18 protein-coding genes, 3 tRNA genes and 1 pseudogene are annotated in these 26,000 nt (G+C 74.7%); 14 read left to right on the top strand and 8 right to left on the bottom strand.

The window, feature by feature from the left end; genetic code table 11:
* Positions 1–144: 144 nt before the first annotated feature.
* Positions 145–1,008, bottom strand: coding sequence for an SMP-30/gluconolactonase/LRE family protein (locus ACFVVO_RS28410; RefSeq protein ID WP_390058601.1), 864 nt, complete (start codon positions 1,006–1,008; stop codon positions 145–147).
* Positions 1,005–1,778, bottom strand: a complete 774-nt coding sequence (locus ACFVVO_RS28405; protein WP_390058599.1) for an IclR family transcriptional regulator — start codon at positions 1,776–1,778, stop codon at positions 1,005–1,007. Before ACFVVO_RS28405 ends, ACFVVO_RS28410 begins: the two co-directional genes overlap by 4 nt.
* Positions 1,779–1,910: 132 nt before the next feature.
* Here ACFVVO_RS28405 and ACFVVO_RS28400 point away from each other — a divergent pair, with 132 nt between their 5' ends.
* Together ACFVVO_RS28400 and ACFVVO_RS28395 are read left to right on the top strand one after the other, a co-directional pair.
* Positions 1,911–2,468, top strand: coding sequence for a hypothetical protein (locus ACFVVO_RS28400; protein WP_390058598.1), 558 nt, complete (start codon positions 1,911–1,913; stop codon positions 2,466–2,468).
* A 27-nt stretch (positions 2,469–2,495) separates the two neighbouring features.
* Positions 2,496–2,591: pseudogene (locus ACFVVO_RS28395) on the top strand (LysR family transcriptional regulator); the annotation flags it as partial.
* Positions 2,592–2,615: 24 nt separating this feature from the next.
* On the opposite strand, the gene ACFVVO_RS28390 reads toward ACFVVO_RS28395, so the two are convergent.
* A complete protein-coding gene (locus ACFVVO_RS28390) occupies positions 2,616–3,488 on the bottom strand; it encodes a RimK family alpha-L-glutamate ligase (protein WP_390058597.1) in 873 nt (290 codons plus the stop codon).
* 185 nt (positions 3,489–3,673) lie between these two features.
* Here ACFVVO_RS28390 and ACFVVO_RS28385 point away from each other — a divergent pair, with 185 nt between their 5' ends.
* From ACFVVO_RS28385 to ACFVVO_RS28370, 4 genes are read left to right on the top strand one after another with little or no spacing between them, the layout of a single operon-like run.
* The gene (locus ACFVVO_RS28385) at positions 3,674–4,762 is read left to right on the top strand and encodes a MerR family transcriptional regulator (protein ID WP_390058596.1); all 1,089 of its coding nucleotides are present in this window, start codon (positions 3,674–3,676) and stop codon (positions 4,760–4,762) included.
* Between the two features lie 9 nt (positions 4,763–4,771).
* Positions 4,772–5,377 (top strand): O-methyltransferase, encoded by a 606-nt coding sequence (locus ACFVVO_RS28380; RefSeq protein WP_390058595.1) that lies wholly within the window; start codon positions 4,772–4,774, stop codon positions 5,375–5,377.
* A gap of 41 nt (positions 5,378–5,418) precedes the next feature.
* Positions 5,419–6,906, top strand: a complete 1,488-nt coding sequence (locus tag ACFVVO_RS28375) for an acyl-CoA synthetase (RefSeq protein ID WP_390058593.1) — start codon at positions 5,419–5,421, stop codon at positions 6,904–6,906.
* A complete protein-coding gene (locus ACFVVO_RS28370; protein ID WP_390058592.1) occupies positions 6,899–8,242 on the top strand; it encodes a carboxyl transferase domain-containing protein in 1,344 nt (447 codons plus the stop codon). The genes ACFVVO_RS28375 and ACFVVO_RS28370 overlap by 8 nt, the downstream gene beginning before the upstream one ends.
* A 58-nt stretch (positions 8,243–8,300) precedes the next feature.
* Here the strand turns inward: ACFVVO_RS28370 and ACFVVO_RS28365 are convergent, their stop codons facing one another.
* Positions 8,301–11,918, bottom strand: a complete 3,618-nt coding sequence (locus ACFVVO_RS28365) for a S8 family serine peptidase (RefSeq protein ID WP_390058591.1) — start codon at positions 11,916–11,918, stop codon at positions 8,301–8,303.
* 213 nt (positions 11,919–12,131) lie between these two features.
* Between ACFVVO_RS28365 and ACFVVO_RS28360 the strand changes: the two genes are divergently transcribed.
* The 5 genes from ACFVVO_RS28360 to ACFVVO_RS28340 all read left to right on the top strand — a co-directional run bounded on the left by ACFVVO_RS28360 (position 12,132) and on the right by ACFVVO_RS28340 (position 21,232).
* On the top strand, positions 12,132–12,509 hold the full coding sequence (locus ACFVVO_RS28360; RefSeq protein WP_390058589.1) for a CU044_2847 family protein: 378 nt from the start codon (positions 12,132–12,134) through the stop codon (positions 12,507–12,509).
* Positions 12,506–14,197: a trypsin-like peptidase domain-containing protein gene (locus tag ACFVVO_RS28355; RefSeq protein ID WP_390058587.1), complete on the top strand. Its 1,692-nt coding sequence runs from the start codon at positions 12,506–12,508 to the stop codon at positions 14,195–14,197. The genes ACFVVO_RS28360 and ACFVVO_RS28355 overlap by 4 nt, the downstream gene beginning before the upstream one ends.
* A gap of 26 nt (positions 14,198–14,223) precedes the next feature.
* Positions 14,224–15,255 carry an AAA family ATPase gene (locus ACFVVO_RS28350; RefSeq protein WP_390058585.1) on the top strand — a complete coding sequence of 344 codons (1,032 nt, stop codon included), beginning with the start codon at positions 14,224–14,226 and terminating at the stop codon, positions 15,253–15,255.
* Positions 15,245–20,053, top strand: coding sequence for an SAV_2336 N-terminal domain-related protein (locus ACFVVO_RS28345; RefSeq protein WP_390058583.1), 4,809 nt, complete (start codon positions 15,245–15,247; stop codon positions 20,051–20,053). The genes ACFVVO_RS28350 and ACFVVO_RS28345 overlap by 11 nt, the downstream gene beginning before the upstream one ends.
* Before the next feature lie 141 nt (positions 20,054–20,194).
* The gene (locus tag ACFVVO_RS28340; RefSeq protein WP_390058581.1) at positions 20,195–21,232 is read left to right on the top strand and encodes a rod shape-determining protein; all 1,038 of its coding nucleotides are present in this window, start codon (positions 20,195–20,197) and stop codon (positions 21,230–21,232) included.
* A gap of 82 nt (positions 21,233–21,314) precedes the next feature.
* Here the strand turns inward: ACFVVO_RS28340 and ACFVVO_RS28335 are convergent, their stop codons facing one another.
* Positions 21,315–22,259 (bottom strand): anti-sigma factor RsbA family regulatory protein, encoded by a 945-nt coding sequence (locus ACFVVO_RS28335; protein WP_390058579.1) that lies wholly within the window; start codon positions 22,257–22,259, stop codon positions 21,315–21,317.
* 211 nt (positions 22,260–22,470) lie between these two features.
* On the opposite strand from ACFVVO_RS28335, the gene ACFVVO_RS28330 reads away from it, so the two are divergent.
* On the top strand, positions 22,471–23,166 hold the full coding sequence (locus ACFVVO_RS28330) for an ANTAR domain-containing response regulator (RefSeq protein WP_390058577.1): 696 nt from the start codon (positions 22,471–22,473) through the stop codon (positions 23,164–23,166).
* A gap of 369 nt (positions 23,167–23,535) precedes the next feature.
* On the opposite strand, the gene ACFVVO_RS28325 is transcribed toward ACFVVO_RS28330, so the two are convergent.
* The 3 genes from ACFVVO_RS28325 to ACFVVO_RS28315 all read right to left on the bottom strand — a co-directional run bounded on the left by ACFVVO_RS28325 (position 23,536) and on the right by ACFVVO_RS28315 (position 23,937).
* Positions 23,536–23,609, bottom strand: a tRNA-Ile gene (locus tag ACFVVO_RS28325).
* Positions 23,610–23,785: 176 nt separating this feature from the next.
* Positions 23,786–23,858: transfer RNA gene (locus tag ACFVVO_RS28320), tRNA-Asn, on the bottom strand.
* A gap of 6 nt (positions 23,859–23,864) precedes the next feature.
* Positions 23,865–23,937: transfer RNA gene (locus ACFVVO_RS28315), tRNA-Asn, on the bottom strand.
* 160 nt (positions 23,938–24,097) lie between these two features.
* On the opposite strand from ACFVVO_RS28315, the gene ACFVVO_RS28310 reads away from it, so the two are divergent.
* Both ACFVVO_RS28310 and ACFVVO_RS28305 read left to right on the top strand, forming a co-directional pair.
* Complete coding sequence (locus ACFVVO_RS28310) at positions 24,098–24,403, top strand: YtxH domain-containing protein (protein WP_390058576.1); 306 nt, start codon at positions 24,098–24,100, stop codon at positions 24,401–24,403.
* Between the two features lie 64 nt (positions 24,404–24,467).
* Positions 24,468–25,922, top strand: coding sequence for an FGGY-family carbohydrate kinase (locus tag ACFVVO_RS28305; RefSeq protein WP_390058575.1), 1,455 nt, complete (start codon positions 24,468–24,470; stop codon positions 25,920–25,922).
* Positions 25,923–26,000 lie beyond the last annotated feature (78 nt).

Here is a 26,000-nt window from a genome sequence, read left to right as displayed (position 1 = left end):
AAGGCATGGGGGCCCAGGGCGGCACGGGTGGGCGCAGGGGCACCCCGCCGGCGCGGGCGAGCGAGAACGCCCCGCGTCGGCGGCAATCAACGGCGCCCCGCCGGCACGGGCATGCGAAACCACCCCGCCCAGCGGCGATCAGCCTCACCCCGCGAACGCCGGCTGCGGCACCCCCCGCCCAACCCCCGGCACCACCAGCACCGACCCGGACATGGGATGCGGCGCCGACAGCCCGACCCGAGCAGTGGTGATGTACAGATCCGTGAAGTCCGTCCCGCCGAACGCGCAAGCGGTCGTCAGCGAAGCCGGCACCTCGACCACGAGATCCAACTCACCACCCGGCGTGTACCGCCGCACCGCACCCCCACCCCACAGCGCCACCCACACACAACCGTCCGCGTCGACCGTGAGCCCGTCGGGGAACCCCGCCCCCTCCTTGATCTCCACCAGCGGCCGCCGCCCCCGGACGGCACCCTCCGCGTCGTGGTCGAAGACGTCCACCCGCCGCGTCGGGGTGTCGGCGTAGTACAGCAGCCGGCCGTCCGGGCTCCAGCCCAGGCCGTTGCTGACGGTGACCTCGGGCAGCACCGTCCGCACGTCGCCGTCGCCGGTCAGACGGGACAGCGTGCCGCCCCCCGCCGCCTCGTCGTACCGCATCGTGCCGGCCCAGAGGGACCCGTCCGGGGCCACCGCCGCGTCGTTCGCGCGGCGGCCCGGGACCGGCTCGCGGTGCAGCCAGCGGAAGGCGCCGTCCGGGTCCAGCAGTCCGACGCCGTCCCGCAGGTTCAGCACCAGACCGCCGCCCGCCCTCGGCTTCGCCGCGCCGACGTGCTGCTCGGTGGTGCGCGCCGTACGGCGCCCGGAGGAGGGGTCGTAGGTGTGCACGCGCATGCCGAGGACGTCGACCCAGAGGAGACGGCCCGTCGCCGGATCCCAGGTCGGACCCTCGCCCAGCTCCGCCTCGGCCCGTACGGCGACCTCGTAGGCCGCCCCGGACCCGGCCCTCACGCCGTCCCCCGGTGACCCAGCCGCTCGGACAGCTCCGCCGCGCCCTTGGCGGCCAGCTGCTCCAGCTCGACCCGGCGCTCCTCGCTCCAGCGGATCATGGGGACCGAGACGGACAGCGCGGCGACCACCCTTCCGGCGCGGTCGCGCACCGGGGCCGCCACACAGGACACGTCCGGGTTGGACTCGCGGCTCTCCACCGCGATGCCCCGCTCCCGGATCTCCGCGAGGGCCTCGCGCAGCGCGCCGGGATCGGTGATGCTGTTGGGCGTCATCGCGGTCAGCCCGGCGTCGTCCGGTATCCGCGCGGTCAGCTCCTGCTCGGGCAGCGAGGCCAGCAGCATCTTGCCGACGGAGGTGCAGTGGGCGGGCAGCCGGCGGCCGGCGGCCGACACCATGCGCACGGCGTGCGTGGAGTCGACCTTGGCGATGTAGATGACGTCGGTGCCCTCGAGGATGGCCACGTGGACCGTCTCGTCGCAGGTCTCCGCCACCGAGCGGGCCACCTGCTGGCCCTCGGCCGCGAGGTCGAGCTGCTCGGCGTACCGGCTGCCGAGCTGGTACGGGCGCACTCCGAGCCGGTACCGTCCGGGCTGTCCCGGCACGGGCACGATGTACGAGCGTGCGGCGAGCGTGGTGACCAGCTCGTGCACGGTGGTGCGCGGCAGTTGCAGCTTGCGCACGATGTCGGGGGCGGAGAGCGTCCCGTCACCGTCGAGGAACAGCTCAAGAATGTCGAGAGCCCGGGTCACGGCAGGCACGAGGCGTCCCACGTCCGGCCCCCTCCCTTGGGTTAAGCGCCTGTGTTCGAGATTTCAACAGGCGATCGGCATGACGAACACAGGCTAGCCATGCGCGGTTGCCCGGGCAATGGGCCCGACCGCCTCCACGGCACCATGGGTGTCATGCGTCTCGACTTCCAGCTCGTGCTGCTGCGCCGCATGGCCGACCACAACCCGGACCTGGTCGACGAGGCCCGGCGGCGCCTCGGGGCGTCCATCGCGGAGATGCGGGAGGCCAACAAGCGCTGGCAGGCGATGGTCCGCTCCCCAAGGTCCCGGTCCGCCGCCGCCCGCTACCGGTCCGTCCTCGGCGAGCCGGAGTCGGTGGTCCCGCGCCGCCTCGGGGACGTCGACTGCGAGGCCCGGCGGTGGGTGCTCCCGCTCTGGCCGGACCTGCGTTTCGAGGTGCTGGTCTCCCCCGACGGCGCGGTCTGGAACGAGTGGCTGGTGCGCGCGCCGGACGCCCCCGCCCCTGCCTTGCGCACCCTGGACGACCTCACCCCGTGGTCCTGCACGGTCGACGAGGCCGCCCGCGCCTTCGCCCCGGCCCGGCCGCTGGAGGGCACGGCCCCCACTCGGTGGGGTCTGGCCTTCTCGGCACCCGGCCGGGACGGCGTCCGGCACCAGGTGGCCGCCGAGTTCACCTGGGGACTGCTCCAGCGGACGGCGGTCCGGGACTGAGGCCGGCTCCGTCGTCGGAGGCCATGGCCCTGGCGGGGCATCGGCCCCAGCCGCTACGCACTGGCCTGGCGCCGTGAGGACGAGGACCGGCCCCTGGTCCGGGCCTACGCCGAGGCCTGCCGGGCCACGGCCCGGGGTCGCGGGGTCCTAGGACCCCGCCGCCGCCAGGATCGCCTCCGTGACGTGGGGCAGGGAGGCGGGGTGCAGGAAGAGGAAGAGGTTCGGCTCCACCAGTTCGAGCTCCATCACCCGGGGCAGGCCGTCGTCCCCGTCGACGAGGTCCACGCGCGCGTACAGCAGTCCGGACGTGCCGGGCACGGACGCCAGCGCCTTCTCGGCGACGGCGAGTTCGGCCTCCGTGGGCTGCCAGGGCTCGAGCTCAGGGTGGGCCACCTTGTCGGCGTCGTACGGGGTGCCGGGCGCGAGGACGGCGCCCTTGCGGCTGGCGTGCAGCAGGCGCCCGCCGAAGAACTGCAGCGCTCGTTCCCCGCTGACGTCTATGTTCCGCAGATACGGCTGCACCATCGCGGTGAAGCCCTCCGCGTGCATCCGTGCGAGCTGCCCCACGGCCGTCTCGTGCCGGTCCGGCGTGTAGCGGGCGGCGAACCGGGCGCCCGCGCCGGAGGTCGGCTTGATCACGTACTCGTGCCCGCCGGGCAGCTCGGCCGGCTCGCCGGGCGCGATGTAGCGGGTCTCGACGGTCGGCACGCCGGCCGCCGCCAGCTCGCCGAGGTAGCGCTTGTCGGAGTTCCAGCGCACCACGGCGGCCGGATTGGCCAGCCGGGTCAGGCCGCCGACCCGCTCCACCCACGCCCCGAACTCCCCGGCGCGCCAGCTGTAGTCCCAGGTCGAGCGGATGACGACGAGGTCGTAGCCGCCCCAGTCGGCCGCCGGGTCGTCCCAGTACCGGGCCTCCGCCTCGGCCCCCGCCTCCCGCAGGGCGCGCACCAGCGCGGGCAGGTCGCGGTCCTTGCTCGGCCGGTCGCCGGGGTCGTAGGTGGCGAGGGCGATACGGGGCACGGCGGGCTCCCTGTCGTACGGCGGTTCGATCAGCTGCGAGGCTAACAACCGCGCCGGGAACCGGGACAGCCCATTTGACCTTCACCTTTGGGGAAGCCCCAGCATCGGTGGCGGAAGCGAGGAACGCGGCGTTCTCCGGAACGGCGTTCTCCTGACGACGGGATTCCTGTGGAGCTGAGATCCGTATGGAGCTGCTGACGATAGGCGCCTTCGCCAAGGCGAGCCGGCTGTCGCCGAAGGCGCTGCGGCTGTACGACGAGCTGGAGTTGCTGCGGCCCGCTCGGGTCGACCCGGACACCGGCTACCGGTACTACGCGGTGGAGCAGCTCCGGCGGGCCCGGCTCGTGGCCTGGCTGCGGCGGCTGGGCATGCCGCTGGCCGAGATCCGCGCGGTGTGCGCCCTGGACGCGGTCGATGCCGCACACGAGGTCCGGGCGTACTGGGCGCGGGTCGAGGCGGAGACGGCCGTCCGGCGGGATCTCGCCGCGTTCCTCGTGGACCAGCTGACCGGAGAGTCGAGAAGGGACCACACCACCATGCTTGAACTGCGTTATGCCGCCCACTCCGACCGTGGGCACGTCCGCCCGTCCAACCAGGACTCCGTGTACGCGGGCCGCAGGCTGCTCGCCGTGGCCGACGGCTGCGGCCCGGCGGGGGCGTCCGCGAGCAGCGCGGCCGTCGAGGCGCTGAGGTTCCTGGACGAGGGGGAGGAACCGGGTGCCGGCGATGTGCTGAACCTGCTGGAAGACGCGGTGCGTTCGGCCGGCGAGGCCGTACGGGACCTGGCGGACGGCGGCCCGGAGGTCGGCTCCACGCTGACGGCGCTGCTGTGGACGGGCTCGAAGCTGGCGCTCGTGCACATCGGGGACTCGCGGGCGTATCTGCTGCGGGACGGGGGGCTGTTCCGGATCAGCCACGACCACAGCGTCGTGCAGTCGCTGATCGACGAGGGACGGCTGAGTCCCGAGGAGGCGGAGAGCCATCCGCAGCGCGCCCTGTTGCTGAAGGCGCTCGGTATCGGCGGTCCGGCGGTGGCCGCCGATCTGCGGCTGCAGGAGGCCCGGGCGGGCGACCGGTACCTGCTGTGCTCGGACGGTCTGACGGGGGTCGTGGCCGACGCGCGGATCAAGGAGCTGCTCGCCGGTGAGGCGGACCCCGAGCGGGCCGTACGGGTGCTGATCGACGCGGCCAACGCGGCGGGCGGCCCCGACAACGTGAGCTGTGTCGTGGCCGATGTCGTCCTTGCCGCCGCGCCATCGGTCCCGGTCGGCTAGAAGTGCCGTATGGCGACTGACGGCACCGACGCGTACAGCGGTGCGGCCGGGCTCCCGTCCCTCGTGCGGGACGCCCTGGCCGCCGCCCGCGCCCACGGCTTCCCCCACTCCTGCCGGCCCGAACAGGGCCGTCTGCTGCACGCGCTGGCGGGCGGGGCCGGGGCCCGGATCGGGGAGACCGGCACCGGGCTCGGGGTCGGGCTGGCCTGGCTGGCCTCCGGGGCCCGGCCGGGCGTGCGGCTGTACAGCGTGGAGCGGGACCCCGAGCGGGCGCGGCTCGCCGCCGGGGTCTTCGCGGACCGGCCCGGGGTCACGGTGCTCACCGGCGACTGGCGGCGGATCGCGGAGCACGGCCCGTTCGATCTGCTCGTCCTGGACGGGGGCGGGCAGGGCAAGGCGCCGGGGGACGAACCGGCCGACGTGGCGGAGCTGCTCGCGCCCGGCGGGACGGTCGTAGTCGACGACTTCACCCCGGCCACCTGCTGGCCGCCGCTGCACGAGGGCGTGGTGGACCGGGCGCGGCTGCACTGGCTCGGGCATCCCGCACTGCGCTCGGCCGAGCTGCGGCTCGCGGCGGATCTGAGCGCCGTCGTGGGAACGCGGCGGCTGGTGTAGGAAGGGAGGACCGAAGCCCCCGAGTCCAAGGAGTGCGCCGCGTGTCCTCCCTCTTTCCCGCCCTGGTGGACGGCCCGGGCAAGCGCAGCGATATGGGGGTCCCCCCGGACGAAGTCTGGGGGAGGATCGCCCTGCGGTTCGGCGAGCGGTCGCTGACGTACGGCGCGCTCGCGGGCGCCGCGGGTGCGGTCGCCGCGCGCCTGAGCGGTGCCGGCCGGGTCGCCGTGTGGGCGACCCCGGAGCTGGAGACCGCCGTCGCGGTGACCGGCGCGCTGCTCGCCGGGGTGGCCGCGGTGCCGCTGAACCCGAAGTCGGGCGACAAGGAACTGGCCCACATCGTCTCCGACAGCGCGCCGAGCCTGGTCCTGGCCGCACCCGGCGCGGAACTCCCGTCCGCCCTGGACCACTTGGAGCGGCTGGACGTCGACGCCGGCCGCACCGCCCCGCTGCCCGAGGAGCGGGCCGGTGACGGCGACCCGGCGCTCGTCGTCTACACCTCCGGCACCACCGGCCCGCCCAAGGGCGCGGTCGTCCCGCGCCGGGCCCTGGCGGCGACCCTGGACGCGCTCGCCGACGCCTGGCAGTGGACCGACCGGGACGTGCTGGTGCACGGGCTGCCCCTGTTCCATGTGCACGGACTGGTGCTGGGCACCCTCGGTCCGCTGCGCCGGGCCGGCTCGGTGCGGCACCTGGGGCGGTTCAGCACCGAGGGCGTGGCACGCGAACTGAACGACGGCGCGACCATGCTGTTCGGGGTGCCGACGATGTACCACCGCATCGCCGAGGCCCTGCCCGGCGACCCGGAGCTGGCCAAGGCGCTCGCCGGGGCCCGGCTGCTGGTCTCCGGCTCGGCCGCGCTGCCCGTGCACGACCACGAGCGGATCGCGGCCGCGACCGGCCGCCGGGTCATCGAGCGGTACGGCATGACCGAGACACTGATGAACACGAGCGTGCGGGCCGACGGCGAGGCCAGGGCCGGTACGGTCGGGGTGCCGCTGCCGGGCGTGGAACTGCGTCTGGTGGAGGAGGACGGGACGCCGATCACCGAGTACGACGGGGAGAGCGTCGGCGAGATCCAGGTGCGCGGCCCGAACCTGTTCACCGAGTACCTCCACCGGCCAGACGCCACCGCCGCCGCGTTCACCGCCGACGGCTGGTTCCGCACCGGCGACATGGCGGTGCGCGAGCCCGACGGCTACGTCCGCATCGTCGGCCGCAAGGCCACCGACCTGATCAAGAGCGGCGGTTACAAGATCGGGGCGGGTGAGATCGAGAACGCGCTGCTGGAGCATCCGGGGGTGCGGGAGGCGGCGGTCACCGGGGAGCCGGACGCGGACCTGGGCGAGCGGATCGTGGCCTGGATCGTCCCCTCGGACCCGCAGGCGCCGCCGTCCGACGCGGAGCTGGCCGATCACGTGGCCCGGCGGCTCGCCCCGCACAAGCGCCCGCGCGTGGTCCGTCACCTGGACGTCCTTCCCCGCAACGACATGGGGAAGATCATGAAGCGGGCGCTGGTGGCCGATGCCTGAGCGGCTGTCGGCACGGGAGTTCCTCGCGCTGGTCGCGGACGAGGCGAGTTTCCGCGAACTCCCCTGCGCCACAAGGACCTACGAGACCGACGGTCCCCTCGCCTGGGACGGTTACGACGCCGCGCGCGCCGGTGCCGCCGCGCGCACCGGCGAGGAGGAGTCCGTGGTGTGCGGCACCGCGAGCGTCGGCGGCACCCGGGCCGTGCTGATCGCCTTCGAGTTCGGCTTCCTCGGCGGCTCCCTCGGCGAGCGCACCGGCGACCGGCTGGAGGCCGCGTACCGGCACGCCCGCGCCCACCGGCTGCCGGTCGTGCCGCTCGTCGCCACCGGCGGCAGCCGGATGCAGGAGGGCATGCTCGCGCTGACCCAGCTCCAGCGGGTGGCCCGCGAGTCGGCGCTCACCCGGGAGGCGGGGCTGCCGCAGATCGCGGTGCTGCGGGACCCGACGACCGGCGGCGGCTGGGCCACCCTGGGCGCCGGGGCCGACGTGATCCTGGCGCTCCCGGGCGCCCAGGTGGGCTTCGCCGGTTCCCGGGTACGGCCGCCGGACGCGGACCCGGCCGCCTACACGGCGGAGGCACAGGTGGCCGCGGGGTCGGCGGACGCGGTGGTGCCGCCGGCGGAGCTGCGGCAGACGCTGGGTCGCTGGCTCAGGCTGCTCACCACCCCGGCGCGGGAGGCCCCGGCGCCGCACGCCCTGGGCGCGCCCGCCCTCCCGGACACCGGCTGGGAGGCCGTGGTGCGGGCCCGCTCCCCCGAACGGCCGCGCGCCCAGGCCTATCTGGACGCCTACTTCACCCGCCGGGTGACCGTCCGCGGTGACCGCTGCGGCGGCAGCGACCCCGAGGGCATCCTGTGCGGCTTCGGCGAGCGGGACGGCCGTACGGTGGCCTACGCGGCGCAGACGGGGGCGGCGACCCGGCCCGCCGGGTACCGGACCGCGGCCCGGCTGATCCGGCTCGCGGACCGGCTGGACGTCCCGGTGCTGACCCTGGTGGACACCCCGGGTGCGGCCAACGACGCCGAGGCCGAGCGGCAGGGCGCCGGGGCCGCGATCGCCGAGGTGTTCGGCGCGGTGGCGGCCGCCCGGGTGCCGATCACCACGCTGGTCATCGGCGAGGGCGGCTCCGGCGGGGCGCTGGCGCTGGCCGCGCCCGGGAACACCTGGGCCACCCCGGACAGCTACTTCTCGGTGATCGCCCCGGAACTGGCGGCGGCGATCCTGAAACGCCCGCCCGGGGAGGTGGAGGCGACCGCGGGACAACTGCGCATCCGCCCCCAGGATCTGGTGGAGCTGGGCGTGGTCCGGGGCATCATGTACCACCCCGGGCCCTGAGGATCGCGTACGGGCTCGCGGAGCGGGGGCGGCCTGTGCACCGCCCCCGCCGTGCCGGTTACCGCACCCCCACCGCCCGGGTGATCTCCTGGGTGACCGAGCCGCCCCTGTCGTCGTGGGCCGAGGCTCGCAGGGAGACGTCGGTGGCGTCGCGGGGCACGGTCAGGGTGCCGTGCCAGGAGGCGTTCCGGTCCGCGGTGAGCCGGACCGTCCGCCATGTGGTGCCGCCGTCGTAGGACACCTCTAGCCTGCCGCCGCCGAGGGTTCCGGTGCCGGCGGCCTTCGCCACGTAGGAGGCGGCGATCCCGACCGGTACGCGGTGCCCGGTGGGCACCGTGCCGGCGAGGTCGGTGTCGACGTCGAAGGCGAGGTTGATGAGCGGCAGGTAGGTCCAGCGGTCCTCCGGTGTGGCCGCCGACCGGAACGTCCACTCGCTGTGGCCCTTGGTGCCGGGTTTCCAGAGGCCGGGGTCCAGGGCGGTGTCGGTGACCACCTTGTAGGTGTGCTCGTCGGCGGGCGCGTCCCACACATAGGCGCCGGAGCCGGTACGCCGGTCGACGAGCGTGCCGTCCAGGTGGACGGCGGTGGTCTGGGTCATCCCGCTGCCCTCGCTCCACACGTCGCCGAAGCCGGTGTGGTCGGGGCCGGAATCGCCCCAGCCGGGGGTGTTCAACTGGATCTGGTTCCCGGAGCGTTGCTGTCCCCAGCCGAGACCGGTGCCCAGCCACGGGTGCCACACCGGACGGAACCAGTCCAGCTCCGGCCGTGATCCGCCGTCGTAGCGCACCAGTCCGCTGCGCTCCTCCAGCGCCCCGTCGCGGGCGGTGACGGACTCGTGCCACAGCTGGCCGGGGCCGGTGGAGACGTAGTCGGTGCGCTCGGAGGGCAGGTCGACGCGCTCCTGGAAGCCGAGGCCCAGGGGGAAGGTGCCGGTGATCGAGTACCGGAACTCACCGCCGCTCGCCGGTTCCGCGGCGTGGAACCGGGTGTGCACGGCGGCCAGTTGGCGGCCGGAGGGCGCGTAGGTGAGGTCCCGGTCCGGGATCGCGCCGGGGTGCCCCTCGGACAGGTCGTACACATAGGGGGAGTTGCGGGTGCCGGTCATGTCGACCTGGCCGGCCGCCCGCAGCCGGGCCGCGTCCGCCGCGCTCACCGTGGCGATCTGCAACGGCCGGTCGGCGTTGTCGTCCGTGCCCCACCAGGCCATCAGCCGGCCGGGGGCGTCGTCCGTGACGAACAGCGCCTTCGCGCCAGCGTCCTGGGCCGCCCGGGCCAGCGCGGCCGGGTCGGCGCCGTCGGCCAGGTGCGCGAGCACCGCCTTGCCCTCGACCCCGGTGAACGGTCCGTCGCCGACGTCGGTCAGCGACAGCCTCGTGCGGCCCTCGATGAGCGAGCCGCCCGCCTGCACGGTGGCCTCGCCGATCCCCCTGACCTCCAGCAGCGGCCTGGCGAGCCGCCACACGGTCCGGTACTCGAAGGCGCCCTCGGTGACCTTCGCGGTGGGGGTTGCGAAGACGCTGTCGTAGGTGAGCGGTACCTGGACGGCGCCGAACAGGTCGGCGCCGTTCGCCGTCCGGTCGTACTCCATGAGCAGTTGCCGGGTCTCGGTGCGCCGACGGACGTCCGCCTTCACCTCCCGCAGCTTCCGTCCGTCGAGGGTGACCTCCTGGTCCCGGTCGAGGGTGATCTCCGGGGCGGCGAGGAAGCCGAGGCCGAGCGAGTCGGCGCCGTGGCTGCCGCGTACGTCGAGGAAGGAGGCCAGGCTGTACGTGCCCGGCTTCAGCCGCAGCTTCAGGGTGCCGGAGCCGCCGACGTGCGCGGGCTGGGCGTCCTCGCCCGCGGCGAGCCGCTGCACGGCGAGGTCGGCCGCGGTGGCCGCGCCCGCGCGGTCCTTGACGTGGACGGTGAGCGTGTACCGCTCCTCCTCCTTGACCAGCCCGAACACGGTGTGCGCGACCGGAGTGCCGTCCGGCGCGGAGGCCACGACCTGCCCGCCGCTCTCGCCGACCGGAGCCTTCGCGCCGTCGCCGGTGACGGTGGTGGAGGCGGTGCCGTGCGCGGGGACGGTCAGGGAGGAGTCGGCAAGGGTGGCGACACCCTCCGGTCCGCCCTCGACGGCGAGAGTCAGCCGTATGTCCGCGTCGGAGGAGTTGCGGTAGGTGAGGGTACGGGTGACCGGCTTGTTCGCGTCGTACGGCCAGCCGTGGAAGCCGAGGTCGGCGCTGCCGGTGGCGGTGACCTCGGCCTTGACGGCGTCCGGCACGCTGACCCGCCCGGCGCCGAGCACGTAGGGGGACGCGTCCAGCCGCGTGGAGCTGGACATCAGCGCGTCCTTCAGCCGGGCGCCGGTCCAGTCCGGGTGGGCCTGGGCGAGCAGGGCGGCCACCCCGGCGACGTGCGGGGTCGCCATGGAGGTCCCGCTCATCGTGGTGTACGGCCCGCTTCCTTCGACGAGTTGGGAGCGGGCGGCGAGGATGTCGACACCGGGCGCCGAGAGGTCCGGCTTGAGGGCGTTGTCGCCGTACCGGGGTCCCGCGCTGGTGAAGTAGGCCGCCTGGTCGCCGGAGTCCACCGCGCCGACGGTGAGGCCGGCGTCGGCGGCGCCCGGCGAGCCTATGGAGGAGGGTGCGCCGGTGTTGCCGGCCGCGATGACGAAGAGGGCGCCGGTCTCCGCGGAGAGGGTGTTCACGGCCCGCGCCATGGGGTCGGTGCCGTCGCTGGCCTCGGTCGAGCCCAGACTCATGGAGATCACCCGGGCGTGCACGTCCCGCGCCGCCCACTCCATGCCCGCGATGATCTGCGACTCGCTGCCCGAGCCCTGGTCGCTGAGCACCTTGCCGACCGCGAGCGTGGCCCCGGGCGCGACGCCCCGCTCCCTGCCGTCGGAGGCGGCACCGCTGCCGCCGACGGTGGAGGTGACATGGGTGCCGTGGCCGTTGCGGTCGGCGACCTCCTCGCCCTCGATGAAGCTCCGGCTGTCGGTGACCCGGTCCTTCAGGTCGGGGTGGGTCAGGTCGGCGCCGGTGTCCAGCACGGCCACCGTGACGCCCTTGCCGGTGAGGCCGGCGTCCCAGGCGGACGGTGTCCCGATCTGGGCGTTGCTCTCGGCCATGTCGGCCTTGACGCGCCCGTCGAGCCAGACCTCGTCCACGCTCCCGCGCCTGGTGAAGGACCGCCAGAAGGTGCGCCCCCGGGCGGCCTCGACGGCGGCCCCGCGCAGGCTGGGCAGCGACCGGGTCCGCTCGGCGCCGGCCGGGGTGGCGGCACGCGAGCCCTTGCCGTAGGTCACGATCAGCGGCAGCGCGTCCGCCTTGGTGTCGGTGAGCCCCTGCCGGATGAGCCCGCTCACGTCGAACAGCCGCCGGTCCAGGCTGCCGGCCCGCAGGTACGGCTGCGCCTCGTCCGGTACGACGGTGACCACACCGCCGTTCACCTGGGTCCGCACGGCACCGGTGGCCCCCTGGGGCCGCCGCACGGTGACCGTCCTCCTCCCCTGCCCCAGGTCGGTGACGGTCACCTTGTCGCCGGTGACGAGGGTGACGGTGGTGGCGGTGTCCGGGGTGCGCCGTGCCGCGGTGACGGCCTGCTGCGCGACCGCCGGCCCGTTCGGCAACAGGGCGATCACAAGCCCCGCCGACAGCAGGGCCGCCCCGCGTCTGACTGGTCCTCTGGTCATCCACGCCTCTTCTCGTGTCGAGCGCGTCGAGTGCTGGGACGAGTGTCATGTGCCGCGTGGGACAGGGGTGTTGAACGGTCATGGCGGAAAGGCGTCCTGGCGGGTTCCCGCCGGCGGCGGCCGGGGCGAGCGACGGAATCCGGGACACCGCCGGTGGCCTTCCGTCACAATGGAGCCGGCCGCGGGGCGAGAGCACGGGGGGCGGAGCGCACTATGGGCAGACTGGTGGAGTTCACCACGGAGGACGGCGCGGTCGTCGTCGTGGAGACCGCGGAACCGGCGACCGGCACACGGCTCGTCTCGCGCGGCCAGAACCCCGCCGCGCAGGCCGCACGCACCTTCGAGGGCACCCTGGACGGGGTCCGCGCGGCCGCCCAGTCCGCCCTGCGCGTCTTCCGTGACGGCTCCCTGCGCCCCGACTCCGTCGAGCTGGAGTTCGGCGTGAAGCTGACCGCGGAGGCCGGGGCGATCATCGCCAAGGGCGCCGCGGAGGGGCAGTTGGTGGTCCGGCTCGGATGGAACTCGGACCCGGCGGCCCCGGAGACACCCTCCACCGCCGCCGTAGTTCCGGAGCCCGCTTCCCGCTCATGAGAGGGCACGCCTGGCACGCCCGGATCGAGTGCGGGGGCTCGGTGCTCGGCGCGGGCTTCCTGGTGGCCCCGAACACGGTGCTGACCTGCGCTCATGTCGTGGCGGGCGGCTCCGCCGGGCTCACCGTGTCGTTCCCCGGCCGCCGCGACCTCGCGGGCGTACCGGCGACCGTGGCCGTGCACGGCGGCTGGGCGGGCGGTGACACCGACCCCGGCGACCTCGCCGTGCTCGAACTGGCCGACCGGGTCCCGCTGAGCCCGGCCGGCTTCGCCCCACCGGGCGCCGAACAAGGCTTGCCGGCGCCGTCGTTGGAGGCGTACGGCTTCCCGGAGGGCTATGACGGTGACGGCCAGATCGCGGAGTACCGGGCCGTGTCCGCCCAGCGGATCGCGGACGAATGGGTGCAGTTGGAGGCCGTCACCGGGCACGGGCAGCCGCTGCGGCACGGGTTCAGCGGGGCCGCGGTGACCCTGAAGGACGGCCGGGTGGTCGGCATGGTCGCCCAGATGGCCGCCGAGCCGGACGTCCGGGTCGCGCGCATGCTGCCCACCGAGGTGATGGCCCGCTACTGGCCCGCACTGGGCGAGCTGGTCCCGGCCCTCGCCGACGGCCCGGACCCGGTGCGGCGGCTGTACGCGCTGGTGCGGCGGGCCGAGGCGGAGGGACTGGAGTGCAGGCCGGACCAGCTTTTCGTGGACGCCGTGGGCGACTTCGGCCCGGAGCCCCCGCCGGGCGGCTTTCCCTCACTGCCCGCGGCGGTCGGCTATGTGCAGTGGGAGGTCCCGGAGCCGGCCGAGGCGCTGACCAGGTTCGCCGACCGGCTCACGGAGCTGCTGGACGGGCCCGTCGCGCCCACCGCACCCGCCGGGCCGGACCCGGACCAGGCCGGGTGGGCGCCGATCCTCGTCGAGATCGACCGCAGCGGCGCGGGCCAGGACCAGGTCACGGTCGCGGTGTCGGCGTACCGGGAGGGGCGGCGCCGGCCCGTCGGAACGGTCCGGCTGACGCGCGCCGAGGTGCAGCGGTACGTGCAACGGGGCATCGACGAGGCCTTCACCCATCTCGCGCCGGACGCCGAGGAGTTGCTCACATTCGTGTTGCCCCGCGACTGGCTCGACCTGCCGGTGGCGCACTGGGCGTGCAGCGCGGACGACCCGACCCCGCTGGGCTGCGCCCACCCCGTGGTCGTCACCGAGGGCGCCCGCCACCGGAGCAACCGGCTGCGGCACCGGCTCGGCAAGAAGTGGCAGCGGCTGTCGGCGGGCTCCGCCACGGCCGTGCACCGCGTGGACTGCGGCACCCGGGAACACCCGTTCGGCCTGCGCAAGCGCCTGCGCGAAACCGGCGCGGACCTGGCGGTCTTCGCCGGGCCGCCCAGCGCCGTGCCCGAGTACTTCGAGGTGGGCCTGAACATGCCCGTACCCATCCTGCTGTGGTCGCGCTCGGGCTGCCCCGACGGCGCCGGGCACCGCGCCCCCTGCGCCGGCAGCGCGTTCCTCGACGCCCTCATCACGAGCCTCGAGGGCGTTCCACCGGCGGAACTACCCGGTCACATACAGACCTTGCGGGAGGACGCACTGGCGGACGACGAACCCGAACGGCACTGGGCGCGGGACATCCAGCTCCTGTGGGACGACCCCCGCTGCTTCCCCGGCCCGACCGCCAGCCTGCACTCGCCCGTCGCCTGACCCGCAGAGAAGAAGGACCGCGCCCCATGCCCCTGTGGCCCGTGTACACCGGCACGAAGGAGCCCCACGACGGCATCGCCCTGCTGCCCGACCCGCCACCCTGGCGGGCCTTCGACGGCGGCCCGGCGCTGGCCACACCCGCCGACGGCGCCGACACCACGGCCACCTCGCCCGACCGCAGGCACCGCGCCGAGACCTACCGGGCCACCCCGCAGGCGGTGCAACTGGTCAACGCGGCCCTCTACCTGCGCCGCCCCCTGCTGGTCACCGGCCCGCCCGGCACCGGCAAGTCCTCCCTGGCCTACGCGGTGGCCCGGGAGCTGAAGCTCGGCCCGGTGCTGCGCTGGAACATCACCAGCCGCAGCACCCTGCACGACGGCCTCTACCAGTACGACCCGCTGTCCCGCCTGTACGCGGCCCGCCAGGCGGCCGCCCGGCCCGCGCCCGGCGCACCGGACCACGCCGAAGGCATCGAGGACCATCTGCGCCTCGGCCCCCTCGGCACCGCCCTCCTGCCGTACGCCAGGCCCCGCGCCCTGCTCATCGACGAGATCGACAAGAGCGACCTGGACCTGCCCAACGATCTGCTGAACGTGCTGGAGGAGGGCCAGTACGAGATCCCCGAACTGCTCCGCTCGCACGACGTGGGGAACCCGCGGGCCGAGGTGATGATCGACGGCACCCATGAGCGCGTCCCGGTCGAGCGCGGCCGGGTGCGCTGCCGCGCCTTCCCGTTCGTCGTGCTGACCAGCAACGGCGAGCGCGAGTTCCCGCCCGCCTTCCTGCGCCGCTGTGTCACCCTGCGGCTGCGCCAGCCCGACGACGCCCACCTCGCCGACATCGTCCGCGCCCACTTCGACGGCGAGCCCGACGCCTACGCCCAGACCCTGATCAGCCGGTTCCTGTCCCGGGTGAACGGTGGCGACCTGGCCACCGACCAGCTCCTGAACGCCATCTACCTGGCCCGCTCCTCCGACCTGCCCGCCGATTCCCTGGACGAGCTGGCGGGGCAGCTCATGCCCTACCTCGGTGAGGCCCACCGACCCGATGGCTTCTGACGCCCGCGGTCCCATGGACCCGCTCGCCCGCCTGGCCGACGTCCTGGCCGAGGCGGCGGGCGGAGCCCGCCCCACCCCTGTGGAGCTCGCGGAAGTGCTGTGGCTGGCACGGCAACTGCAGCCCGAGGCGCAGGAGCCCTCGGACCCGGCCACGCGGCCGGCGCGGGACGCCGGCGACGTACCGCGGAAGGAACCGCCCCGGCCGCCCCAGCCCGACCCCCCGGCCCACGACCACCCGGCACCGCCCCCCGTGCCCGCGACACCGCCGGCGCGCCCCCAACAGCCCCGCGTCCCGCTCCACCTGCCCGCCCGTGGCACGGGAACCGGCCGACCCAACACCGCCCTCCGGGCGCCCGCGCCCCCGATGCTCCGTCACCCCCTCGGGCTCCAGCGCGCCCTGCGTCCGCTCAAGCTCCGCACCGACGCCCCGACCGGTCACCGGCTGGACGAGCGGGCGACGGCCGACCGCATCGCCCGTCTCGGCGCGGCCCCCGAATGGTGGCTGCCGGTGCTGCGGCCCGCCCGCGAGCGCCGGCTGCGCCTGAACCTGGTGTACGACACCGGGCCCACCATGCCGGTCTGGCGGCCCCTGGTCCACGAACTGCACACCGCGCTGGCCCAGTCGGGCGTGTTCCGCACGGTGACCCCGGCCCGGCTGGAGCCCGACGGCACGGTGCACGGCGCGTACGCCCCCGCCGACGGCCGTACGGTCACCCTGGTCATCAGCGACTGCATGGGCCCGCAGTGGCGGCCGGGCCCGGCCGGGGCCCGCTGGGGGGCGACGCTGCGCCGCTGGTCGCACCGGCTGCCCGTGGCCGTCGTCCAGCCCCTGCCCGAGCACCTGTGGCGCGACACCGCCCTGCCCGCCGAGCCCGGGCTGCTGACGGCCCCGGGCCCGGCCGCGCCCGCGGCGACGCTGACCTTCACACCGTACGACGCGGACCCGGCGCCGTACGCCGAACACGGGTCCGTCCCGCTGCCGGTGCTGGAGCCGGACCCCGGCTGGCTGGCGAGCTGGGCGGGGCTGGTGGCCTCGCCGGGCGGCAGCCCGTTCCCCGGCTCGGCCGCGCTGGTGGGCCGCCCGCTGGACCCGGCGGACCGCACCGACCTCGCCCGGCTGTCTCCCGAGGAGCTGGTTCTGCGTTTTCGCGCGGCCTCGTCCCGGGAGGCTTTCCGCCTGGCCGGGCATCTGGCCCTCGGCCGCCCCGACCTGCCGGTCATGCGTCTGGTCCAGCGCGCGGTCGAGCCCGATCCGCGTCCGCAGCACCTGGCCGAGGTGATCCTCAGCGGGCTGCTCGCCGCCGCCCCGGGCCCGCCGGGCTCGTACGCCTTCCGGCCCGGCGTCCGTGACCTGCTGCTGCGCTCCCTCCCGCGCTCGTCCCGCGCCGGTACGGCCGAACTGCTCGCCAGGGTCGGCGCCCTGATCGAGGAGCGGGCCGGTTCGGCACCCGGTGAGTTCCGGGCGGTGACCCCGGCGGCCGGCGGCGCGCAGTCGGCCCCGGCGGACGGGGCGGCGTTCGCGACGGTACGGCCGCACAGTGTGCGGCGGCTGGGCGGCGGCGAGGTGCTGCCGCCGGCGCCGGCGAGACGGTACCGGCTGTTGCGGCGGTTGTCGCCGACCGGGACGGTCTGGCTGGCCGAGGACCGCGAGGCGAACCGGAATGTGGCGCTGCGGCTGCACGGCGCGTTCGCGGATCCGGAGTGGCAAAGGGCGTTCCTGAGGGCCGCGGAACGCCTGAAGGGGCTCCGGCATCCGAATGTGGTGACCGTCCACGACGCCGGCATCGTCGACGACAGCCCGTACGTCGTGATGGAGTATCTGGACGGAATACCGTTGAACGCCCTTGCGGCACCGAATGGTTACCGGCTCCCGGCGCCCCTGGCCGTGTCGGTCGGATCGCAACTGGCGCGCGGGCTGCGGGCCGTTCACGGGGCCGGCATCACGCACGGTGGTCTCGGCATGTCCCGGGTGGTGGTGCTGCCCGACGGACAGGCCAAGCTCAGCCTCTTTGAACCCGGCCGGTCCTCCGGACCCCTGGGAAGGGGCGTCGACCTGCGCGCGCTGGGCGAGCTGATGCTGCTCCTCGCCGCCGGCACCACCCGCGTGACGCCGCCCTTCACCGCCGCCGAGATGCGCCACCTCCCAGAGCCGGTGCGACATCATTACGCGCTCGCCCTCACCGCGCTGATGTCATTCTCGGACACCCGGCAAAGGGCGGGCATCCCGCTGCTCGACAGCGCGGAAATGCAGACGACGGCCCGGAAGTCGTACGTCCGGCGGCGCTACCGCCTTCTCGGCCCGGTGGCGGTCGAACGCGCGGGCGCGGAACAGCCGCTCGGCGCCACCGGCCGGGCGATGCTGGCCATGCTGCTGCTGAGGAACGGCCGTGCGGTGACCCGCGAGGAACTGCGGGCCGGGCTGTGGGCACCGGGCGAACCGCCGAACGGTGTGGTGGACCCGGACCGCGTCGCCGCCCAGGTGGCCGCCGCCGTGGGCCCCGGCGCGCTGGCGAAGCTCCCCGACGGCTACGCCCTGCACACCAGCTCGGACTCCGTGGACGTGAAGGAGTGGGCGGAGCTGCAGAGCACGGCCGAGGCGCTGGCCGCCCAGGGTGAGCCGGTCCGGGCCCGCGATCACCTGGAGACGGCGCTGTCGCTCTGGTACGGCGCGGAGCCCCTCGCCGGCGTCCCCGGCCCCGCGGCCCGCGCCGCCCGCCCCCGCCTGGTCCAGCTCCGGCACACGCTCTGTCGCAAGCGTGCCGAACTGGACCTGGAGCTGGGCGAGTACGACCGCGCCGCCAGGGACCTCACCGCCCTCCTGCACTCCCACCCCGCCCGTGAGGACTACCGCCGTCTGCTGCTGATCGCGCTGCGCGAGCTGGGCCGTCTCGAAGAGGCGCTGGAGGTGTTCCAGGAGTACGAGCTGACCGGGGGCGCCAACCCCGAGCTGCTGGCCCTCGGCCACGAGCTGCGCCGTGACCACGCCGACTCCAGGGATCCGGGCGGCCCGCGCCCGGCGGCGACCGACCCGGCGACGACCGACCCCTACCCGAACGACCTCGCGGAGGAGGGCCCGTTCCCCACCGAGGACGACCTGCCCTCCGTGCTCTACGATCCGGACGACTCGCCGCGGGAGGCGCCGCTGCCGCAGAACGAGGTGCCGGAGAGCCTGTTCGCCGAGGAGCCGGCCACCGCCGCGTCGGCGCCGTTCCGGGTGGCGGCCCTCTTCGAGTACGCCGACGGGCCCCGCGGCCCGGACGACCTGGCGGCGCTGGGCCGGGCGGTCACCCGGCTGCTGATGGCCGGCCGGCTCGATCCGGGCCGTTACGAGATGCGCGCCCTGGACGGCGGGTACGCCGTGCTGCTGGGCTCCGGGGCGCCGGTGCTTCCCCTGCTCACCGTCACACTGCGGGAGTTCGCGGACCGGGTCGCGGAGACCGGCGGCTCACGCTGGCGGGTGATGTTCCTGAACGGCGACGACGAGGAGGGGGCCTGGCCGCCCCCGAAGGGCCTCGCCGACGACGTCCTCATGGCGAACGGGGCGCAGGGCGTCGCCGTCCTCTCCCCCTCGCTGTACCGGGAGCTGCTGGCGAGCGGGTACGACGGTCCCGCCCCGCAGGCCCTGACGCCGGGGGGCGCCGGCGACGGCTGGTACGTCCTCGCCCACACCCCGCGGCCCGGGACGGTCGGCCCGGTCCACGGCCCGTTCCCGCTGCCCCTGCGGCTGCCGTTGCCCGAACCCACGGGCCGCACCCGGAGCGTGGTGTACGCCGCGCTCGGCCCCGGGCTCACCCTCGACCGGCGTGACGGAGCCGCGTTCTACTACGAGGTGGATCTCACCGAGCGCCGCACGCCGGTGCGGGAGCCCGGGCCGCCCACCGACGGGGCCCGGGTGTTCGAGGCGGTGGGAGAGGTGGTCTGGCGGATCACCGACCCGGTCGCGGCCGTCCGGTCCGGCGCGGAGCGGAACGCCACCGAACTCATCGCCGGGCACCTGCGCGAGTGCCTGCGCGACATCTCGCTCGCCTACCCGGCCGGCTACGCGCGCCAGGCCCAGGCCGCGCTCGACGAACGGCTCGGCCGCCTGGCACCGGCCGGGTACACGGCCCGCTGGTCGGTCGCCCTGACGCCGGTGGCCGCGCCACGCGCTGCCCCGTCGCCGACGCCGGGCGAGCGGCGGCTGGCAGGAGCGCTGCGCGCGGCCCGGGCCGTCATCCTCGGTTTCGACGGCACGCTGACCCGGCTCGGCACGGACCCGGGCGACCTCGTGCACCGGTATCTGCCGGGATCGGCCGGCCGGTTCGAGGATCCGCTCGATCTGCTCCGCCCGGCCATGCCGGGTTCGGTGAGCGCGTCGATGGAGGGAGAGCTGGCGGCCCGGGAGCGGACGGCCGCGCACCGGGCGACACCCGTCCCGGACGCCGACCTGCTGGTACGCACCCTGGCCGCCAAGGGCATGCCGCTCGCGGTCGTGACCGACTGCGACACGAACGCGGCGGTGACGTACCTGCGCCGCCGCGGCCTCATGGACTGCCTGCCCGGGGGTGTGCACGGGCGCCACGGGCCGGACAGTGCGCTCATGCCCGACCCTCGGTTGCCGCTGGAGGCCGCCCGGCAGCTCGGCGCCGACCCGCGCGACTGCCTGATGATCGGATCCAGCGACTTCGAGCGGGAGGCCGCGGGGGCCGCGGGCATCACATTCGTGTACGTCGACTCCGTGCCGCTGGACGTATTCGCGCCCTCTCTCCTGGTGTCGGTGGAACTCCTCCCCCTCCTGCGCGCCGCGCGGACCCTCTGAACCGCGTCCGGCGCCCGACCCCCCGTTCAGCGGCACCCCGCCCGGCCCCCTCCCGCAGGCGCGCCGTCGGCGTCCCCCGGAGGATGTGGAGGAAGCCACCGTCCCGGCCTCCACGGCCCTGCGCACTCGGGAGGATCCGTCGTGACCGTCAGCCTGGAGCAGTTGCGTCGCTGTCACTTCGCCGTCGACCTGGGCGCGGCCCGTACCCGGGTGTATGTGAAGGGTGCCGGTATCGTCGTCGATCAGCCCTCGGTCGCGGCCGTGAACACCCGGACGGGCGCGCTGATCGCGGTGGGCGATTTCGCGGAGAAGATGACGGGGCGGACGCCGGGCTACATCAAGGTCGTGCGGCCCGTCTCCGGCGGCACGGTGGTCGACATCGAGATGGCGCAGCGCATGCTGCGCCAACTGCTCGGCGACAAGGTGCGCCGTGCCCTGCGCCGCAAGCCCCGGCTGCGGGCGGCGGCCTGCACCCCGCACGACGCGGACCCGCTCGCCCAGCGGGCGACGATCGAGACACTGGTCGGGCTGGGGGCGCGCCGGGTCGAGCTGGTGGACACGCTGATCGCCGCCGCGGTGGGGTGCGGGCTGCCGGTGGAGCAGCCCGAGGCGACCATGATCATGGTGTGCGGGGCGGCGACCACGCAGGTCGCCGTGCTCGCCCTCGGCTCGCTCGTCACCGCCGAACGGATCCCGGTCGGCGGGGAGGCCGTCGACAACGCGATCGTGCAGCACCTGCGGCTCGAGCACCGGTTGCTGCTGCCCAGCCAGGCGGTACGGCCGCTGCAGCTCGCCCTGGCCGGCGCCGGGCTCGCCCTGGACGGGCCGGCTCTGACGGAGATCCACGGGCGGGACGTGGTCACCGGACTCGCCCGCAGTGTGCGGGTCAAGACGGCGGCCGTCCGCAACGCCATCCAGCCCCAGCTGACCTCGGTCCTGGACGGCATCGGCAAGGTGCTGCGCGAGTGCCCGCCCGACCTGGTGGCCGACCTCGCCGACTGCGGGCTCGTGATGGTGGGCGGCTCCGCCCTGCTGCCCGGCCTGGACCAGATGCTGCGTCAGGCGACCGGCATTCCGGTGCACATCGCGGAACGGCCGGAGCTGTGCGCGGTCCAGGGCCTCGGCGCCATGCTGGAGGGCACCGTCGAACCCCTCGTCCTGAACCCGCGCGCCGCCTGAGCGGGTGGCCCGACGGGACGGACGAGCAGGGCCCGCCAGGACGTGCGAGCCGGCATTCTGACGGGACGGACGCGCGGGTTCCCTACCGGGACAGGTAGCTGCGGATCGTCGTACCGGACTCCGCCGTGTGCGTCCGGACCAGGTCGGACAGCAGGTTGACCAGGAGCAGTCCGCGGCCGCCGCGCCGGTCGCGGGCGGCGGGACGTCGGCCGGCCAGCGGGTCGGTCAGGCTGCCCCGGTCCCGGACCTCCAGCAGCATGTGGCCGCCCTCGGCCCACGCCGTGAGCGCGCCCGTGCCGCCGCCGTGGACCACGCTGTTGGTGGTCAGCTCGGCGGTGATCAGGGACAGGTCCTCGAGCCGCAGGCCGGTCAGGCCGAGCCGGCGGCCGTGCTCGGTGACGAGGTGCCGGGCCCTGGAGAGGGAGCCGCTGCCGTAGGTGAGGGTGAGGACGTCGGGCCCGGTGACCGGGGTGAGCGACAGCGGCCGGTTGTAGCGGGCGACGACGCCCTCGGGGTCGTAGGCCTCGCTGGGACGAGGCTCCGTGGCGCCGGGCGGAATGACGACGGGGTGGGTGGCGTGGGCGTCGGCGAGCGCCCGCTCGTCCAGGCGTGCGGTGTCGTAGGGGCACAGGATGGTGACCTCGCGACCCCCGAACGCCGCGTTGATGAGCGCCTCGTGCTGGGCGCAGGCGGGGTACTCGGCGGCGCTGCGGCCCGCCCACACCGGCTCCCCGACGATGCGCACGCGCCGGCCGGGCGCCCCGCCGTCGGCGAAGGCGTGCAGCACGCCGGGGATGATCCGGCCGGGGTTGCGTCCGGCCTCCCGCATGTCCAGGCAGCGCACGGCGTCGGCGTCGGCGCCCAGCGCGTCCCGGATCAGCCGCAGGTTCTCCCCTGGCACGGCGACCGCGACCGGCTCACCGGCGGCCAGGCCGGCGCGCACGAACGGCACGGTGCCGGCGAGGTACTGCTCGGTGTCCGCGTAGAAGAGGGCGGGGTGCGTGAAGGGTTCGCGGGCCGTGGTCATGACGGCGGCACGTCCGGGCAGCGCACCGCGGCCGGCGGTGCGGTGGCGGCCGTCGGGGACCAGTCCGGCTCCGGCACGCTCACGACACCTCCCTGCGGCTCTGGAAACACGGGCCCCAGTATGCGCCCCGGTGTCGCCGCGCGGGGGTGTAGGCGCCGGGAGGCGAGGGCAGGCGAGATGCGAGCCACGAGGACCGAGGCAGGGCGGAGACATGACCTCAGCGGCACGAGACTCGCACACCGGACGGCTGGACGCACTGGTCGTCGAGGGTCGGACGGTACGTGACCGGGCTTTGCTCAAGGCGCGCGGGGAGCTGGTCCTCGGCTGCGCGGACACGATGGCGAGAGCCCTGGCCGCCCTCCCCGCGGACGTCGGCCGGGTCGAAGTGGACATGAGTGACGTGTCCTTCATGGACACCTCGGGCCTGCGGTTCCTGGACGTGCTGGGCGAGTACGGGCGCCGGCGCGGCGTGCCGGTCGCGCTCACGGGCTGGCAGGACCAGCCGCGCCGGGTGCTGGAACTGGCGGGCCTTGACGACACCGACCCGCTGCCGGCCACGCCGTTCGCCGGCTCGCCCGCCCGCGGTGCCTCCGTGATGGCCCGTGAGCGGGCCGAGCAACTGCGGCTGCTGCGGGCGGAGATAGCGCAGTTGCGGCACGCGATCGACTCCCGCCCGGTGATCGACCAGGCGCGCGGCATCCTGATGGCCGCTCACTCCTGCACCCCCGAACAGGCCTGGCACATCCTGCGGGAGGCCTCCCAGCGCACCAACACCAAGCTGCGCGAGGTGGCCGGCGCGCTCTCCGCGAGCACGGCGCCCGACGGCCCCGCGCCGCCCGAGGCCCTGCGTGCCGCACTGCGCGCGGCGGTGGCCCGCCATGTGCCGCCGGCCCACGACGACCGGTGACGGCGGGCGCGGCGGTCAGTACGGGAGGACGCGCCCGGAGGGCGTCCTGCGGTCGATCTCCTGCTCGCGCGGGGCGGCGGGCCGACGAATGACACGTACCCGGATACGACGGTCCATGACGCCCTCCTCCTGCCGGCGGCGCCCCCGCGGCGGCTCCCGGTAGGAGGTGCGTGCCCAGCGCAGGGCATGTCCAAGCCAAAATCACGGCAAGTCATGACCGTTCGAGGGTGGTTGTCCGAGCTGCTTGACGAACCCGAACGATCCGTCGGGCTGCCGACGGTCGGACGGCCGGCGGCTCGTTGGCCGTGATCATCGGCGTCCTCGGCGGGGCGCCGGATGATGAGACGTTTCTGCGGGAGTAGTACTGAGTGGGGCGGGTGGGACTCGAACCCACGGCCGACGGATTATGAGTCCGCTGCTCTAACCGGCTGAGCTACCGCCCCATAGCGGCGTGTCGCGTACATGTGTGCGCGCCGTCTGCCGCAGCATAGCCGCTCATACGATCTCCTGCTTCGGATGGTCGGCTTCCGCGCTGCTTCCTGACCTTGAGGACTTCCCCAGGTCGGCGGCGGTTCCCAGGGGCATGAAAAAGGACCCCGGAGGGTCCTCGTTCAACGCGCTCCCCCGACTGGACTCGAACCAGTAACCTGCCGGTTAACAGCCGGCTGCTCTGCCAATTGAGCTACGGAGGATCGAAGCTCCCCCGACTGGACTCGAACCAGTAACCTGCCGGTTAACAGCCGGCTGCTCTGCCAATTGAGCTACGGAGGATCGCTTCGTTGCATCGAACGCACCTACCTGGGTATTCGCCAGGGGGCGGGCGCTCGCTGCGACACATACATTAGCGCAAGCAGGGGGGTGCTCCGCCAATCGGTTCTCCCCGGCGCCGACGCCGCACCAGAGACCTCAGACAAAGGGAAGGGTGGCAGCCATGCGCTACCGGCTTACGTTCCTCGCCGGAGTGGCCCTCGGTTACGTGCTGGGCACGAGGGCCGGACGCGAGCGCTACGAGCAGCTGAAGAAATCGGCTCGCCGGCTCGCGGAGAACCCGGCCGTGCGGAACACCGCGGAGACGGCCGCCCAGCAGGGCCGCCAGTACGCGGGCAAGGCGTTCCACACGGTCAGCGACAAGGTGGGCGACCGGGTCCCCGCAGCGGTCGCCCAGCGCGTGCGCTCCCTGCGCGAACGCAACGTGAACGGCACTCCAGAGGACGACTGGGGCACGAGCAACACGTAACGCTCTTGCGGCACCACCGCTCCCAGGGCCGAAGCAAGCGCCGCGATGCGGCAGAATTTTCGCCATGGGGATAGTCGCCGGCTTGGACAGCTCACCCGATTTCACGCGCATCGTGGTCTGCGACACGGACACCGGAGCCGTGCTGAGGCAGGGGTATGCCCCGCATCCGGTCGAAACGCCGGACGGCGGCGGGCGCCCGAGTGACGTGGACCCGCAGGCCTGGCTGCTGTCCCTGGGCGAGGCCGCGGGTGGCGGGCTGCTGGAGGGTGTGCAGGCCATCGGGGTCTCGACCCAGCAGAACGCACTGGTCCCGCTGGACGCCCAGGGCAACACCGTGCGTCCGGCGCTGGTCGGCGCGGACAAGCGGGCGCAGGTCGCGGCGGCCGACCTGGTCGACGCGCTGGGCGGCCGGGAGGCCTGGGCCCTGGCCGTGGGGTCCGTACCGCAGGCCGCGCAGCCGGTGACCAAGCTGCGCTGGCTCGCCAAGAACGAACCCGAGAACGCGCAGCGCACCGCCGTGCTGCTGCAGGCCCACGACTGGCTGGTCTGGCAGCTTCTCGGGCGGCCGGTGCGGCGGACCACCGACCGCGGCGGGGCCTCCGGCACCGGGTACTGGTCCGCGGCCACCGGCGGCTACCGCCCCGACCTGGTCGAGCTGGCACTGGGCCACCAGGTGATGCTGCCCGAGGTGATCGGCCCGTCGGACGCGGCCGGCACCACCCCGGAGGGGCTGCTGATCTCCGCCGGGACCGGGGAGACCATGGCCGCGGCCTTCGGGCTCGGGATCGGGCTCGGGGACGCGGTCGTCTCCCTGGGGGCGTCCGGTTCCGTGATGGCAGTGCACCCGGAGGCGCTCGCCGACCAGTCCGGGATGATCACCTCCCTGGCCGACGCGACCGGCATGCATCTGCCGGTCGTGACCACCCTGAACGCCGTGCGCACCCTGCGCGGCACCGCCGAACTGCTCGGTCTGCCCGATCTGGAGAGCTTGTCCGACCTGGCGATGAAGTCGACGCCGGGGGCGCACGGGCTGGTGCTGCTGCCGTATCTGGAGGGTGAACGGACACCGCTGCTTCCGCACACCGCGGGCACGCTGGCCGGACTGCGGCGCGAGTCGATGAAGGCCGAGCATCTGGCGCGGGCCTCGTTCGAGGGCATGCTGTGCGGACTCGCCGACGCGCTGGACGTGCTGCGCGGGCGGGGCGTCGAGGTGCGGCGGGTCTTCCTGCTCGGCGCGGCCGCGGAGCTGCCCGCCGTACAGGCCGCGGCGCCGTCGCTGTTCGGCGCGCAGGTCGTCGTACCGCAGCCCGCGGACTACGCGGCGATCGGCGCGGCCCGGCAGGCCGCCTGGGCGCTCGGCGTGTCGCAGGGGGCGCTCGACCCGCGCACCCCGCCGGCCTGGCACGGCGCGGCCGCGCAGGTGCTGGAGCCGGGCAAGGAACTGGCCGTGGGGCAGGCGGTGCGGCAGCAGTTCGTGTCGGTGCGGGAGCAGACCCACCCCGGAGCGTTTCGCCCGTGACCGCCCGAACCTCCGGGGCACGGGGCACGCCGATGGCTTAATCGGTTGAGGTAACACGGGTGGAGTGTCCGACGATAG

Source organism: Streptomyces sp. NPDC058145, assembly GCF_042884245.1.
Classification (GTDB): Bacteria; Actinomycetota; Actinomycetes; order Streptomycetales; family Streptomycetaceae; genus Streptomyces.
Note: the sequence above shows the minus strand (reverse complement) of the source record. Positions and strands in the feature narration are given on the sequence as shown.